Source organism: Paenibacillus sp. J22P218, assembly GCF_056269195.1.
Genome location: NZ_JBWDNL010000006.1, coordinates 162,396 through 176,969, shown reverse-complemented (window position 1 = coordinate 176,969; position 14,574 = coordinate 162,396). Strand labels below are relative to the sequence as shown.

Sequence of the window (14,574 nt, the reverse complement as noted above, 5' to 3'; positions counted from 1 at the left end):
GCTTTTAATACACAAGGATCAAATGGAGTTCAAGGGAAACCTTGAGCTCCTTTTTATTTAATCACAAAAAGCCAAAAACAAAAGCCCCTTCTATTATGCAGCAAGGGGCAGGCTACAATCAATATTAATACGTATCCATACGAAGACGCTTCATAAGCCGTTCGTCGCTAAGCCAGCCGACATAGGAGCCGATCGTCTCGTACTTCTGATTCATGAGCAGGACGCCAACAAATGGATACTGCTTGCGATGCCGGTAGCGAACATCCGACCATCGTACCTCATAGCCCCAGCTATGCTCGCGAACATCCGCGCATGCGAAGCTGGTGAAGTAGAGGAAGGAACGAATAGCAGGTTCGTTCTTGGACAAGGCTACAGCCGGGTGATCCGAGCATCTGACGCGGTCGAGCCATCTCAGCTTGCCTCCGTGCAGCGTACCAATTACAAAGCTGCCATCATGAGCCTCCTTGACTACGTTCCAAATCGATAACGATATGGTCGGAATCGCGATGTAGGAGTCGCCATTCTTATGCTCCTTGTCCAGTTTGGGAAGTAGCGCGATCTTGCCGCGCTGAACGAATGTGCGCCATACAAAATAGACAGCGGTGAACGAATACAGCAACGGGAACAACAGTGCGGGATTTACGAGACCCGCAGCCCAAAGTAAAATAGCAATGATATGGGTCGTAAAGACGACCGGGTCGAAGATGTGAATAATGTTCCACGAAATCCACTTATCGGTAAAGGGGCGCATCGCTTGGGTGCCGTAGGTGTTGAATAAATCGGTGAAGACGTGGACGCAAACGGCTAACAGCACCCAGCCGCCGATGTGCAGCCACGGCAGAGAGCCTCTGTAAAGCAGCTGAAGGACGGCCGTTATAAGAATCGTCCAAATGGCGATGGCCGGCAAGGAGTGAGATACGCCGCGGTGGTTTTTAATATAGACGGCGTTGCCTTTAAATCGCAGCAGACCGTCAAGATCAGGCGCCTGAGAGCCGGCAATTGTACCAAGCAGAACGGCAGTCTGAATCGATGGATTAGCGGCAACGACAGGATCGACGGCAGCGAGTCCTGCCAGTCCGATCCCCATAACGAGATGTGTACCTGTATCCATTGGAAGCCCCCTGTTGTGTAGTGCGAAGTCATTTTTGGTTCATTCGTTATTATGATCTAATCGACAAAGGAGTATGACGTATTATGTACATCTGTTTCGCTGAATATCGCATTAAACCCGAGCATCGAGAAACCTATTTGAGTTATACGCAAGCTTTGCTAAAGGACAATGATTGCGTCCATATATATGAAGGAACAGATCAGCACCATCTATTCGTCGAGTTATGGTCAGCGAATACCGCCGAACAAGCCGAGCAAATCAAAGAAGAACGCTGCAGCGAGCGTTCTTCTTGGTCTCAAATCACAGGTTGGATCGAGGGCGGCGCCGGCAAGCTCCATATATGGACGTTCAAGCCGGCCTTCTCCTCTGTACAGTCTTAGCGTCCGAGCGGGGTCGCCGAGCTGACTACGCCGCCTTGGAACGGATATTCGTAAGCGATTGGCTCATCGAATGTCACATAGTCCAGGTTAAGCGTCAGCAGCAAGTAGCGCATACCCGTCGTTGGATCGCTAATAATAATATGATCGCGTCCAGCCGCTTCAATGACGCCTTTGAAAATCTTCGCATTCCACTGGCTATTGTTCTCGTAGGTCATGTAGAAAGTAGCCATTTTGCCGCGGTTCAGGCGAAGTATGTTCTCCACATACGACTCTTCTACGAATGGGGATACGATATTACCGCCAGATGGTGTTACGATTGCGCCGCTAGGCACGCCTACCGGCGGCATCGCCGACTGGGCCTTCATCGCTTGAAGCGGCATCGCTTGATTGCCCATTGCTTGGAACGGCATGGGTTGGTTACCCATCGCCTGCATAGGCATCGCTTGATTAGCCATCGCTTGAAGAGGGAAAGCTTGATTACCTTGCTGAGCAGGAAGCGTCGTTGGCATTTGCATGCCGTAGCCGCCATACCCGTACCCGTAAGCACCAGTATTCGCCGGGCTTACTGCTGTTTTGTACCCATAACCGTTGGACATTCGAGATTTCCTCGCTTTCGTGTGCTTATATTTCAGCGCGAAACGGTAACTGTTACGGCACAGAACCGAGATGTGTAAAGACGCAGCTAACGGTTCGTGCGTAGCGATGGCCGTTTACGCAAGATAAACGTTAATAAACGGCCGGACAATCGCCGCGCGTCGGAACGAAGAAGCAATGTGCTTTGTAGCGGCCGCTGTTGCCTTGGTCATACCACGTATTCGGACAATTGCCCGCAGGACGGAAGAACCAAAGCGCGTTCGACGCCGGGTGCTGTCTTTCTCCGTTGATCATTCGCTCGGCTAACCGAATATCTTTGTCTCGTGCTGCCTGATAGAAATAACCTTTCTGGGTTGCTTCGAAGCCGCCTGGACTTTGGAACACCATCTGCGGGATCGAACGAATGTTTTTGAAATCCAAGCAATTGCCGCGTACTCGGTTGACGCCGACATTGCCGACCATAAGCATGCCAAGCTCGCCTTCGCCTTCCGCTTCCGCACGCATAAGCCGGGCTAACATTTTCGTTTCCTCGGAATTCGTTTTAATAACGGCCATAGGCTTAGGTCGTTCACTTCCCTTCGCATACTGTCTACTGTCACAAACGGTTTGATGCGCGCTGGGCCCTTATAGGCATCAAACTACATACCCATTGTATTGAGCGCTGGGCGAATTGGTTACAAAAGATTTGTCACAATTTGAGTGGCGAATTCATGAACAAAACCGTCGAACATTGTCATTGAGAGTGTTTTTCGGTATGATTAAGAACGATTCATCAATGAATGATAGGCGCTAGTTGCGTCTTGTCGCATACTCGGGAGGCTTTGCTTTGTGCTGAAGGACTTGATTGCATTAACAAAACCGCGGCTGCTTCGGCTTAATATTTTTGCTGCTCTAGGCGGATTTATCGTAGCTTCCAAATGGGACTTCGATATGGAGATGTTCCTGCTGCTTATTTATATGTTGGTCGGATCGACGCTGACGATAGCTTCAGCGACCGTCATTAACAACTACTGGGACCGTGAGCTTGATCTGAAAATGGAACGAACGAAGGACCGGGCGCTGCCGACTGGCAGAATGAAGCCGGGAACCGTGCTTGCATACGGAATTATTTTGGGCGTAGTTGGACTAGCTGTACTGTTCGTGCTCGTTAGTCCGCTTACAGGCTGGCTCGGATTGCTGGGCTGGTTCGTATATATTGTCATCTATACAATGTGGCTTAAGAGGAGCTCGACATGGAGTACGTCGATTGGCGGCATATCAGGCGCCATGCCTCCGGTTATCGGTTATTGCGCGGTAACGGGCGAGGTGGATGCGGGAGCTTGGATCCTGTTCGCGTTCCTATTCTTATGGCAACCGGCTCACTTCTGGTCGCTTGCGATTAGAAGGGTAGAAGAATATCGCGAGGCGGGATTCCCGTTGCTTCCGGTCGTGAAAGGGATTAAGCGGACGAAGCTTCAAATGATTCCGTATGTGCTGCTCCTTCTTCCAACTTGCGTGCTGCTCTATACTTACGGTTATGCAGGCATTTATTTCTTGATTATTTCCATTCTTTGCGGCGTTGTATGGCTCGTGCATACGCTACGTGGCACGGCAGCGCAAGATACGGAGAAGTGGGCGAAGACGAATTTCCTTATTTCGGTTAATTATTTGATGGTTGTGTTCATCGCGATGATCGCGAATACGACATTGACCTAATAGAAGATAGAAGACGAAGGTGATGCGAAGATGGTTTTTTTGAAAAAACACAGTTTTAAACTAGCAGTACTCGCGTTATGCGCGGCAATGGGCATTTATTTATTGTTTACGTATGTGATTAAGCCGGAAGCACCGCTGCCGATCGAGATGGCAGCGCCTGCTTTCGAATTGACCGATGTGGACAGCGGCGACAAAGTATCGCTTGAATCGACGAACGGCAAAGCGAGAATCGTTTACTTCTACTTCGCGAATTGTCCGGACGTTTGTCCGCCGACGACCTTCCTGTTGTCGGAGGTTCAAGAAAAGCTGGAAAAATCCGGCAAGCTCGGAACGAAGGCAGAACTGATATCGATCACGTTCGACCCGGTGAGGGATACGCCTGAGGTCATCAAAGCGTTCGCGGAGAGAAACTTCGCCCAGCCGAACGGTTGGAAGTTCCTGCGGGGCGATGACGAGGAGCAGACGATCAAGCTCGCAAGAGACTTCGGCGTGAGCGTAGCCAAAGTGGAAGACGGCTCGTTCGCCCATATGAACGTCATTACGATTGTCGATCAAGAAGGCCAAATCCGCAAATGGATTAACGGCAGCGATGAGAATGTTACATCAGATACAATATTAGGCGAGCTGAACAAGCTGCTGTAGAAGATACGGCAACAGCGTAATTAGAACTCGTCCTTATTCCACTGTAAAGCGGGACCCGGCGCAGGATATACAATATGCGCATCGAGGCCCGCTTTTTCTAACTGCTCGATCAAATAATCCTCGGGTGTATGCTCAACGCCGGGATAGCCCTTGCGCGTATAAATATGCTCGGCATCCGGGAACAGATCGCGCAGCAAGCCGCGAATGCGCTTGCCCGAAGCATCGTTATCGGTAAATATGTATATTTGCTTGTCGCCTGCTTGCTTGCGCAGTTTCTCAAGCTGCTCCGATCCTGGCGTCCCATACGTGCAGTAAATGGGAACATCCTCGGTCAGCACCCGTTTCAGACGGCTTTTGTCGTTTTTTCCTTCTACAATTATGGCAACATCCATCCTAATCACCTCTGTCTTAGCTTGTCCACCCTATATTAAGTTACTTTCGTGCGAAAATAAAGGCGGCCTGCTTATTGCAGGGCCGCCTCTTCGCTTGCTGGCAATGGATCATTACCACATGCAAGCACACGCTATAATTACGAGCAAGATAAACAAGACCAGAATAGTTGCAATGTTGTTGTTGCCGTGATGCCCATTGCCCCGGCTAGTTGATTCAACATGTCCAGACATCTTATTATTCACCCCTCTTTCATAGGTAGAGGTCAATGATGCTCTCAGCCCTCATGATAGCCACGCTTATCGGCTTCTGTCATGCCGGCATAGTCATTTGACATAATGTATCCTATGTGCGGAGGGAACAAATGCCGTGTGCGAATACCCAGTTTTATGAAAAATAGGTGCGAGAAGCTAATATTCTCGAATTGTAGAACGGCAATACAGCTACGGCGAGCATGAGAGCGACGAAAGCGATGAAATAAGGCGAGAGCTGATCGCGCAGCTGGCCTGCGGCCATCGGGCCGATGAAAGCGCCGACGGAGAAGGCAATTGACAGTATGGAGAACGTGCGGCCGTATCTGGCGCCGCCGCTTAACTCGATTAACAGCGTCGATAACGCTGGCAGAATAATGCCTTTAGCCATGCCTATCAGCAGCAGCATCATAGTGAACGGAGCAGGGACACCCGCCGCCAGGCAGAAGTAGATGACGGCTAACAGGAATGCCCCCCATAAAGTTCGTTGGAAAGCTGAGATCCGGTTCAGGAACAGCATGCTGAGCGTAATGAGCGCCCCGATGCTGACGACGGAGAACAGCAGTCCGGTCGTCATTATGGATGCCTGCGATTTCGCCATGAGCGGAAGCTCGAACGACAATATACCTTGCGAGCAGCTGGTCGCAATCGGCAGCAGGAAGACGAGCCAAGGGATCGGCGTACCCTCGCCAAGCGGCTGCTGCGCAGTCTTCGGCTTCTTGCTTCCGCTCTCGGAGCTAGCTTTGACAGGCAGAGGCGCGACATTCATACGCTTGTCACTGATGAAGAAGACGGCGCATACAGCGGTTACGACCAGCAACCAGCCAAGCACCGTGAAAGCGGTCGTGAAGCCGATCTTCGCGACAAGATACGCCCCCGCCGCCGGCGAGACGACCGATGCGAGCGTATGGACGAGACCGTTGCCGGCCATTAGCTTGCCTTGCTCGGTAATATTGTTCGACAGGCGCGCCAGCAGCGCCAGGCAGGCAGGCGACAGGAAAGCGAGCACGAATCCGCTAATGGAGCGAAGCACGAGCAGCTGCCAAGGGTTTGTCACATGCGATTGAAAGAGGAGTATAATGCCTGCCGCGAGGAGGCTGAAAACAATAAATAAGCGGCTTCCGAATCGATCGACGCCGTAGCCGGCAATGAGATTGCCTGGCAGGTGAGTGATCGAATACATTCCCATCATAAGCCCGATGAAGGAGGGAGCTGCGCCAAGCGAGATGGCGAACGGCGTCAATATCGGGTATTGCGCATGCAAATCGAAGAACGCGACAAACAAAAATAAATAGAGCCAGATGGCAGTTTTCACTCCGTTATCCTCCTTGCTCATTCTCTTTACTAACTACTTGTACGTCATTAATGGACAGGATATGTCTGGCTAAAGTGGAAGGAAGCGTTTACGGTATATAGGACGTAGGGTATAATGTTTTGTAATAGCTTTTTGTACGAGGTATAATGGAGGGGATCGAATGGATTTTTTAGATTTTTCAGCGTATGACGTAGACACATGGACATCTTTTTTCAAAGACAACTGGTTCGTGCTCGTTATCGCGATTGTCGTGCTGCTTCTAATCGTTCGAATTGTGCAGACGGTCGTGAAATGGGCGATTGTCGCGGTTATCGTCATCGGCGTCGTTCTTTATAGCGGCTATACGATGGACGATCTGAAAGTGATCAGCACGAAGGTCGTTGACAGCGCGAAGCAAGAAATGATGACTGCGATGGCGGGCGATGCGAAGGATGCCGAATTCATTAGCAACGCGGACGGCTCGTATACAATCAAGACCAAGAACCTAGAGCTTAACGGCAAACCTGGCGACAATGAAGTGACCGTATCCTTCCGCGGCGCCCCGAAGATAACGATCGAGGTAGATAGCGCGATACAAGCCTTTATCGATCAAGCGAAGAACAACGGCTAATTCATTCTCCGTTAATATGGGGGATGTATATTAGCCTAATACCGGTAAGGCTTTATGAAAGGAGAGATTATGTTCGATTGGATGTTGCGGTTCGATGAGCTGGAGCCCGTAGCGATCATTGCTCTCCTGCTATTGCTTGTTTCATTATTGCAAGGGATAAAGAGGGGCGCGTCGGGATCAGCGAAGCGTCTTTTCTTTTTTGTATGGGAGGGCGTTGTGGCGATAGCGGGACTTGTCATCGCCGGACAGCTTGCAGGCTGGGCTTCTCCTCAAGTCGCGAGATGGCTCACCCGGACCGTTGTAGTGCCGGCACATGAACTCGGAAGTGCGCAGCAAGCATGGTTTACGCTGCTGACAGGCCTGAGAGATTTCGCGCTGCTAAGGTACGGGATGCTCTTCCTGCTTATCTACTTGATATTCAGAGTGATTGCCAGCTTCGCCGAACCGCTGTTCAGTTATGCTTGGAGCAGCTTCATACGGGAGAGGAATAGCAGCGGCGTAATGGAAGAGCTTCCTGGACGCCGTTATGCCAGCAAGGCTACAGGTGCAATTATTGGTGCCGTTCATGGTGCCGGAAGATCTTTTCTTTTCATTGCAACTTTATTCGTCTATGTTTCGTTAATCCCTAATGGCTGGTATGCAGACAAGATCGCCGAATCACCGTTGTATCGAGAGGCTGCGGCGATGCTTGCTCCGGTTGCAGGCGATATGCTGGAGGGTCAAGGCCCCGTGCTTGCTGAGGCGGTGGAGGCGGAGTTCCGCCAAATCCTGCAACGCAAATACGAGATTATCGACTATGCCGTACCGGATGATATCGCTGAGGCCGCTCTGTTCGTAACGAAGGACGGGGACAACAACGAGGCGAAGGCACGTCTTCTATATGACTGGCTTGGTTCACGCATTGAGTATGATTGGGACAAAGCTAACAATTACGTCGAGCGAGGCATATGGAAAGAACAGACGCCGGCTGACACGTTCGCAACGCGCAAAGGCGTATGTATTGATACAGCTAGGCTGTATGCCGTGATGGCACGTACGGCAGGGCTCGATGTGAGAGTCGTGACGGGGCTTGGAGCCGATGGAAGCGGCGGCTTCGGACCGCATGCTTGGAATGAAGTGAACATTGGCGATGGCGGCGACAATTGGATTCCGCTTGATGCTACGTGGGCCTCTTCGGGTGATTGGTTCAATTCCCCTGGCTTTGAGCAGACGCATATTAGAGAAGCCGCTGCGATATAATGAATGGCATATTTATGATTAAGAGGTGAAAGCATGCAAGACGATCCGCAAAAGCGGGAGATAGTGAACAGACGTAATTTTTCATTCCGGCTTAATATGTTTTTTTTCGTTACATTCGTATTATTCAGCGTCTTAATCGTGAAGCTTGCCATCTTGCAGTTCGTAGAAGGTCCGACGCTTAGCGCGGAAGGAGCCGCGAAAGGAACGCGCAACGTTGCGATGCCGCCTATTCGGGGTAATATATACGACTCGACAGGCTATCCAATTGCTTATTCGACTTCGACGCAATCGCTGTATTACAGCGTACAGCCGGAGCTGAAGCAGGCCGATGCGGTTGAGAAGGCGAAGCAGATGGCGGTCGAACTGGACAAAGTGTTCACTAAGTATGGCGATCCGGCTTCGGCCATGACGGTGGATGATATTATTCGGCAGATGGATTTGGAGTTTAAACGAAATTTCATTTCTACGCCTAGGCGGATCAAGTCGAATCTGACGAATGAGGAAATCGCCTATTTCATGGAGAACAAGAGCAACTTCAAAGGCATCGACATTATGGAGGAAAGCATCCGCAACTACGACAAAAGCTCAATTGCCGTACAATTGGTCGGCTACTTGAAGAAATATAGCGGCGTGCGGCTCGACAGCGAGTTCTATAGCGAGAAGATGAAGATTACCGATGCGACGCTTAAATACTTGGAAGAGGAAGATGTCGGCTTCGGCGGCATCGAGTTGATGTATCAGGACGTTCTGCGCGGAACGAACGGATTGAAGTCATACCCGGTTAATAACAAAGAAGTTATTATTGGACCGATGGAAATTACGAACCCGCAGAAGGGTTCGGACCTTTACCTGACGATCAATAAAACCGTTCAGTTAAAAACGGAGCAAGCCATTACCGACCATATCAAAAAAATATCGGAGTCGTCGAACTCCTATGAGCGCGCCGAATATGCCAAGACGGGTTATGCGGTAGCGATGGAGGTCGATACGGGCAAGGTTGTCGCCATGGCGAGCATGCCGGACTACGATCCGAATATATGGTCAGGCGGAAGAATCAGCAACGAGGATTATGAGAATATCGGCAACAGGCTGCAGAACGGTACGATCTCGACCGTATACGGCGACTATAAGACGGAGAAGGAACGCAACTCCCACCCGTCGTCTATTTTGCCGCCTGGCTCGACGATGAAGCCGTTGTCCGTGTTGATCGGACTTAACGAGGGTTTGTTCACTCCGACGACTAGGTATACGGATACGGGTGTGTTCTCGTTTGGCCGGAAAGGGTACGAGCGTTTTATCAAAAACTCCTTGAACCACGTATACGGCAGTCTCGACGGGGCGGGCGCCATAGCTAAATCCTCTAACCCTTTCATGGCAGCGATGATCGGGAACAAGCTGTACATGCGCGGAGATGTGAACGGCAAGAGCAGCGTCGAGATTTGGGACGAATACATGAAGCAATTCGGTCTGGGTGTTCTTACGGGCAGCGGACTGCCGAATGAATCGAAGGGCATTATCGAGTATTACAAGGAGGCGCAGAGCGGAAGCTCGCAGTCCGCGCTTATATTCGCTTCCTTCGGACAACAGGGTCGTTATACGACGCTTCAGCTCGCGCAATATGTATCTATGCTTGCTAATCGAGGCAAGCGTATGAAGCCTCAGTTCGTGAATGAAATCAAGGATTCAGACGGCAATGTCATTCAAGGCTTCACCCCGGAGATCTTGAACACGATCGATATTCCTGAGCAATATTGGAAAGAGATTGAAACAGGCATGTCCGAAGTTAAGTCGGAAGGCTTCGAGGGCGTCGATTACACGTACAGACGGAAAACCGGTACATCCGAGCAGGACGTAGCCGGCCGCCGCGCGGAGAACGCGGTGTTCATCGCCTATGCGCCTGCCGACAAGCCGAAGCTAGCGGTTGCGGTTGTTGTGCCTGACGGCGGCTTCGGCGGCTACGGCGCATCGCCGATCGCGCGTCAAATCTTCGACGCTTACGATGAAGAGGTTGGGTTGTACGGCGTGCCTAAGAAGAAGAGTGCCGCCAACACTGGCGGGACTCCGCTAGAAGGTGCCGATGCTGGCAATGCTGCTGACGGAACGGCAGGCAATGCGGCGGAATAATGATAAATAAATTAGCGTATAAGCTGCCTCTTTCCATCCATCGATACGATTGGATGTGAAGGGGCAGTTTTTTCGTTTTGAGTCGATTGCAGAGTCTGCCGATTAACGTTGACTAACCAATAGTTGTACGATATATCGTATAAACCAGCCTCACGGAAAGGTCAAATCAAGGTTTATGATCGAAAAATCATACAAAATCATCGGCTGCGTGGATGGATTAACCACTTTGTATGATAGATCGTATAAGTTTTTACAATTACAACTTGTTTAGCTGGTCTTGTGTGAAAAATCATATAAATTGTGATCATATCTAAAGGATGACGGTTTGAATGGATGATGTGCAGGCTAAAGCGGTGTAAGAGGACGACTGTTGCTTTATGGATGAGCTCGATAAAAATAAATGTTGCACTAGAGAAACATTTTTGTGTATTATAAACAAAGAGGCACTAAGCTAAATAATATTCTCTAGGTCAAATAATATTCGCAAGGGAAACTTGTCCGTTGACGATAAGGTGAAGACGCAACCATTTAAATTAAAAAATCACAAAATTCAAAATTCGATTGTCCAAACACGAAAGGGAGGGAACATCATGCGCAAGCATACCAAATCCAATTCAGCAATTAGAAGGTTCATTATGACGATTATATTTCTGTCCGTAACGGCACTCGCCGTATCGGCATGCGGGGGCTCTGCAACCAATCAAGGCGGGGAGGGCGCAGGCAAGCTGAAGGTGACGGCGACGATTGGGATGATTACGGATGTCGTCAAGCAGATCGGCGGCGACCATGTCGATGCCATCGGTTTAATGGGCTCGGGTATCGATCCCCATCTATATAAAGCGTCGCAAGGCGATGTGAAGAAGCTTGATGACGCGGATATCATTTTCTACAACGGCCTGCATCTGGAAGGCAAGATGGCGGAGATGTTCGAACAGCTTGAGAAGCGCAAGCCGACTGTTGCCGTATCCTCTTACTTGAAAGAGGAACAGCTGCACGCGAATCCGGCACAGGGCAGCGGTTCGCATGACCCGCATATATGGTTCAATGTGAAACTTTGGATGTCTGCTGCCGAGGTCATTCGCGATACGCTGGTCGAGAAAGATCCTGCCAACGCTGATGATTACAAGCAGCGCGCTGCCGATTATTTGAAGGAGCTGGAGAAGCTTGATGCATACGCGAAGGAACAAATTGCACTCATACCGGAGGACAAACGAATTCTAGTGACGGCGCATGACGCTTTCGGCTACTTTGGCGAAGCATACGGGTTAACTGTCACGGGTTTGCAAGGCATGAATACGATGTCTGAATACGGCTCCAAGGATGTCAGCAAACTTCGGGATTACTTGGTGGAGAACAAGATCAAGGCCGTGTTCATCGAATCAAGCGTGCCGAAGAAGTCGATTGAATCGGTCATTGAAGGCGCTCGACAACTTGGCCATGACGTGAAGATCGGCGGCCAATTGTATTCCGATGCGATGGGCGATGAAGGAACAGAGGACGGCACTTATATCGGCATGGTGAAGCATAACGTGGATACGATTGTAAGTGCATTGAAATAAGAATAAGAGACTAATGGAACGAAAGTGAGTGATAAATATGAGCCTTACGAAAGCCATGACTAAGCAAAACGCGCACGTAGCAGCACCATCCCCGTTGTCCGTGAACGGATTGACGGTTGCTTACCAGAAGAAACCAGTATTGCGGAACGTAACCTTCGAAATTAACGAGGGCGAGCTGATTGGCGTAATCGGACCGAACGGCGCCGGCAAGTCGACGCTTATGAAAGCTGCGCTAGGGCTCATACCGAGCATTGGCGGCGAGGTGCTCGTATACGGCAAGCCGTATAAAGAGCAGCGCAAGCTCATCGGCTACGTGCCGCAAAGGGAATCGGTCGACTGGGATTTTCCTACGAATGCGCTTGATGTCGTTATGATGGGGCGATACGGGCATCTCGGTTGGCTTCGCAGGCCCGGCGCGAAGGAGAAAGCAATCGCGCTTGAATGTCTGAGCAAGGTCGGCATGGCCGACTTCGCCGATCGTCAGATCAGCCAGCTGTCCGGCGGCCAGCAGCAGCGTGTCTTCCTTGCAAGAGCGTTGGCGCAGGATGCGAAGCTGTATTTCATGGATGAACCGTTCGCAGGTGTCGACGCCGCAACGGAGAAAGCGATTATTACGCTGCTTCAAGAGCTGAAGCGCCAAGGCAAGACCGTTGTCGTCGTCCATCATGATCTTGCAACCGTTCAAGATTATTTCGATTCGGTGCTGCTGCTTAATGTGGAGCTGCAAGCTTACGGACCTACCGATCAAGTGTTCACGCAGGATCAACTGCAGCGGACTTACGGTGGCAGACTGGCTTTTCTTGACCGCAGCTTCCCATTGCCAACTGCACCTAACGGAAAGGGCGTGTAGCAGATGGCTAACATTTGGTCGATGATTACAGACCCGAACATGCAATGGATCTTTCTCGGCTGTACGCTCCTTGGTCTAAGCAGCGGTGTTATCGGCAGCTTCTCCTATTTGCGGAAGCAGAGCCTAATGGGCGATACGCTTGCGCATGCGGCTTTGCCCGGTATTTGTATCGCGTTCATGCTGACGGGTATTAAGTCAATTGGTTTATTTCTCATTGGGGCAGGTCTAGCAGGCGTAGTGGCCACATTCGGTATCGGCTATATTACGCGTCATACGAAGCTGAAGCAGGATGCTGCGATGGGCATTGTTTTGTCCTCATTCTTCGGCCTCGGAATTGTGCTTCTAACTGTTATTCAACATGGCAATTATGGCAACCAAGCCGGTCTTGATAAATTTCTGTTCGGCCAGGCGGCATCGATGATCGGCTCCGATGTCATTACGATGTCCATCGTCTGCGTCGTACTGCTGTCTGTCTGCGCATTGCTGTTCAAGCAATTTAAGCTTATTTCATTCGATCCAGGCTTTGCACGAGGTCTCGGTTACCCGGTAGCCGCGCTGGAACAGCTTCTTATGCTGCTGATGGTAGTTGCCGTTGTAGCGGGCATTCAAGCGGTCGGAGTCGTGCTCGTAGCGGCTCTGCTCATTACGCCGGCCGTATCGGCCAGATATTGGACGAATAAACTTAGCTTAATGGTCATCCTATCCGGTATATTCGGCGCGGCAAGCGGAGCGATCGGCACGCTATTCAGCGCATCGGTATCGAACTTGCCGACTGGACCGGTAACGGTACTCGCGGCTACGGTCGTATTCGTGCTATCGATCCTGTTCGGACCGCAGCGGGGCCTAGTGGCGAAGCGGTTGATGCGCCAACGGGCGAAAGAGCGGTTCGCGAAGGAACGCGAGATTACGATTCATGACAGCACGAAGAAGGAGGCAGCGGTATGAGCGACTTTTGGATACTATTGACGGGTTCGCTCGTCGCAAGCTGCTGCGCAATATTAGGCGTCTTCCTAGTCCTTCGAAAAATGGCTATGATCGGAGATGCAATAAGCCACTCCGTTATGCCGGGTATCGTTATCGCCTTCCTGCTGAGCGGCTCGAGAGATTCGCTGCTCATGATGTTCGCGGCGCTCGTATTTGGTCTGCTAACGACCTTCCTCATCCAAATGTTCCAGCAAAGCGGTATCCAGTCGGATGCTTCAATCGGAGTTGTGTTCACCGCTTTGTTCGCAGTCGGGGTTGTACTCGTCAGCTTGTTCGCGCGCCAAGTGCATTTGGATCAGGATGCAATCTTGTACGGCGAGATCGCTTATGTGCACTGGAACATCTGGGAGCTTGGCGGAGTCAATATGGGACCTCGGGCAGTCTGGCTGTTAGGCTTCACATTGATCGTAATCGTGACCGTAATCAGCCTGTTCTATAAGCAGTTCAAGCTATGCGCGTTCGATCCGGCACTTGCCGCCGCTATCGGCATACCGGTTGCGATCTTCCATTACTTGCTCATGGGCCTCGTATCGATGGCAACGGTAAGCTCGTTCGAGAGCGTCGGCGCGATTCTCGTCGTCGGACTGCTCATCATCCCGGCTTCAACGGCATACTTGCTAACGGAGCGTCTAGGCATGATGATCGGTTTAAGCATCGGCGTAGGCATTGCAAGCACAGTAGTTGGATACTTCTCGGCTAAAATAATGGATGCATCGATCGCCGGCTGTATCGTATGCGCGGCCGGCGTATTGTTCGCGATAGCGCTGCTCTTCTCACCTTCGCAAGGCATCGTCGCGAAGAAGCTGAGACTTCGCAAGCTGGCGGCTTAA

Annotated in this window: 15 protein-coding genes; 10 read left to right on the top strand and 5 right to left on the bottom strand. The window is 50.8% G+C overall.

Annotated features, from left to right (window positions below):
- Positions 1–124: 124 nt before the first annotated feature.
- Entirely contained in the window at positions 125–1,111 is a 987-nt protein-coding gene (locus tag AC0YN0_RS24430; protein ID WP_475823603.1) for a metal-dependent hydrolase, read from the bottom strand.
- 83 nt (positions 1,112–1,194) lie between these two features.
- On the opposite strand from AC0YN0_RS24430, the gene AC0YN0_RS24425 reads away from it, so the two are divergent.
- Positions 1,195–1,491 carry a hypothetical protein gene (locus tag AC0YN0_RS24425; protein ID WP_475823602.1) on the top strand — a complete coding sequence of 99 codons (297 nt, stop codon included), beginning with the start codon at positions 1,195–1,197 and terminating at the stop codon, positions 1,489–1,491.
- Here AC0YN0_RS24425 and gerQ read toward each other — a convergent pair.
- Both gerQ and AC0YN0_RS24415 read right to left on the bottom strand, forming a co-directional pair.
- On the bottom strand, positions 1,488–2,087 hold the full coding sequence (gerQ, locus tag AC0YN0_RS24420; RefSeq protein ID WP_475823601.1) for a spore coat protein GerQ: 600 nt from the start codon (positions 2,085–2,087) through the stop codon (positions 1,488–1,490). The two genes, AC0YN0_RS24425 and gerQ, sit on opposite strands and share 4 nt — an antisense overlap.
- Before the next feature lie 130 nt (positions 2,088–2,217).
- Positions 2,218–2,640 (bottom strand): cell wall hydrolase, encoded by a 423-nt coding sequence (locus tag AC0YN0_RS24415; RefSeq protein ID WP_442051505.1) that lies wholly within the window; start codon positions 2,638–2,640, stop codon positions 2,218–2,220.
- Between the two features lie 273 nt (positions 2,641–2,913).
- Here AC0YN0_RS24415 and cyoE point away from each other — a divergent pair, with 273 nt between their 5' ends.
- Entirely contained in the window at positions 2,914–3,780 is an 867-nt protein-coding gene (cyoE, locus tag AC0YN0_RS24410; RefSeq protein ID WP_337098122.1) for a heme o synthase, read from the top strand.
- 39 nt (positions 3,781–3,819) lie between these two features.
- Complete coding sequence (locus AC0YN0_RS24405) at positions 3,820–4,422, top strand: SCO family protein (protein WP_475823600.1); 603 nt, start codon at positions 3,820–3,822, stop codon at positions 4,420–4,422.
- Positions 4,423–4,442: 20 nt separating this feature from the next.
- On the opposite strand, the gene AC0YN0_RS24400 is transcribed toward AC0YN0_RS24405, so the two are convergent.
- A complete protein-coding gene (locus tag AC0YN0_RS24400) occupies positions 4,443–4,814 on the bottom strand; it encodes a ribonuclease M5 (protein ID WP_442051539.1) in 372 nt (123 codons plus the stop codon).
- 385 nt (positions 4,815–5,199) lie between these two features.
- Positions 5,200–6,378, bottom strand: coding sequence for an MFS transporter (locus AC0YN0_RS24395; protein WP_475823599.1), 1,179 nt, complete (start codon positions 6,376–6,378; stop codon positions 5,200–5,202).
- Positions 6,379–6,538: 160 nt separating this feature from the next.
- Here AC0YN0_RS24395 and AC0YN0_RS24390 point away from each other — a divergent pair, with 160 nt between their 5' ends.
- From AC0YN0_RS24390 to AC0YN0_RS24360, 7 genes are all read left to right on the top strand, one after another.
- Positions 6,539–6,988 (top strand): hypothetical protein, encoded by a 450-nt coding sequence (locus AC0YN0_RS24390; protein ID WP_337098117.1) that lies wholly within the window; start codon positions 6,539–6,541, stop codon positions 6,986–6,988.
- Between the two features lie 69 nt (positions 6,989–7,057).
- Positions 7,058–8,227: a transglutaminase domain-containing protein gene (locus AC0YN0_RS24385; protein WP_475823598.1), complete on the top strand. Its 1,170-nt coding sequence runs from the start codon at positions 7,058–7,060 to the stop codon at positions 8,225–8,227.
- A gap of 33 nt (positions 8,228–8,260) precedes the next feature.
- On the top strand, positions 8,261–10,351 hold the full coding sequence (locus AC0YN0_RS24380; RefSeq protein WP_475823597.1) for a peptidoglycan D,D-transpeptidase FtsI family protein: 2,091 nt from the start codon (positions 8,261–8,263) through the stop codon (positions 10,349–10,351).
- A gap of 590 nt (positions 10,352–10,941) precedes the next feature.
- Positions 10,942–11,910, top strand: a complete 969-nt coding sequence (locus AC0YN0_RS24375; protein WP_475823596.1) for a metal ABC transporter solute-binding protein, Zn/Mn family — start codon at positions 10,942–10,944, stop codon at positions 11,908–11,910.
- A 55-nt stretch (positions 11,911–11,965) separates the two neighbouring features.
- Positions 11,966–12,760, top strand: a complete 795-nt coding sequence (locus AC0YN0_RS24370) for a metal ABC transporter ATP-binding protein (protein ID WP_475823595.1) — start codon at positions 11,966–11,968, stop codon at positions 12,758–12,760.
- 3 nt (positions 12,761–12,763) lie between these two features.
- Positions 12,764–13,705 carry a metal ABC transporter permease gene (locus AC0YN0_RS24365; RefSeq protein WP_475823594.1) on the top strand — a complete coding sequence of 314 codons (942 nt, stop codon included), beginning with the start codon at positions 12,764–12,766 and terminating at the stop codon, positions 13,703–13,705.
- On the top strand, positions 13,702–14,574 hold the full coding sequence (locus AC0YN0_RS24360) for a metal ABC transporter permease (RefSeq protein ID WP_475823593.1): 873 nt from the start codon (positions 13,702–13,704) through the stop codon (positions 14,572–14,574). Before AC0YN0_RS24365 ends, AC0YN0_RS24360 begins: the two co-directional genes overlap by 4 nt.

Bases quoted from the DNA above. Each gene is read 5' to 3' on its own strand.
- AC0YN0_RS24430 (WP_475823603.1), bottom strand. From the start codon at position 1,111: ATGGATACAGGTACACATCTCGTTATGGGGATCGGACTGGCAGGACTC.
- AC0YN0_RS24425 (WP_475823602.1), top strand. From the start codon at position 1,195: ATGTACATCTGTTTCGCTGAATATCGCATTAAACCCGAGCATCGAGAA.
- gerQ (WP_475823601.1), bottom strand. From the start codon at position 2,087: ATGTCCAACGGTTATGGGTACAAAACAGCAGTAAGCCCGGCGAATACT.
- AC0YN0_RS24415 (WP_442051505.1), bottom strand. From the start codon at position 2,640: ATGGCCGTTATTAAAACGAATTCCGAGGAAACGAAAATGTTAGCCCGG.
- AC0YN0_RS24400 (WP_442051539.1), bottom strand. From the start codon at position 4,814: ATGGATGTTGCCATAATTGTAGAAGGAAAAAACGACAAAAGCCGTCTG.
- AC0YN0_RS24390 (WP_337098117.1), top strand. From the start codon at position 6,539: ATGGATTTTTTAGATTTTTCAGCGTATGACGTAGACACATGGACATCT.
- AC0YN0_RS24385 (WP_475823598.1), top strand. From the start codon at position 7,058: ATGTTCGATTGGATGTTGCGGTTCGATGAGCTGGAGCCCGTAGCGATC.
- AC0YN0_RS24380 (WP_475823597.1), top strand. From the start codon at position 8,261: ATGCAAGACGATCCGCAAAAGCGGGAGATAGTGAACAGACGTAATTTT.
- AC0YN0_RS24375 (WP_475823596.1), top strand. From the start codon at position 10,942: ATGCGCAAGCATACCAAATCCAATTCAGCAATTAGAAGGTTCATTATG.
- AC0YN0_RS24370 (WP_475823595.1), top strand. From the start codon at position 11,966: ATGACTAAGCAAAACGCGCACGTAGCAGCACCATCCCCGTTGTCCGTG.
- AC0YN0_RS24365 (WP_475823594.1), top strand. From the start codon at position 12,764: ATGGCTAACATTTGGTCGATGATTACAGACCCGAACATGCAATGGATC.
- AC0YN0_RS24360 (WP_475823593.1), top strand. From the start codon at position 13,702: ATGAGCGACTTTTGGATACTATTGACGGGTTCGCTCGTCGCAAGCTGC.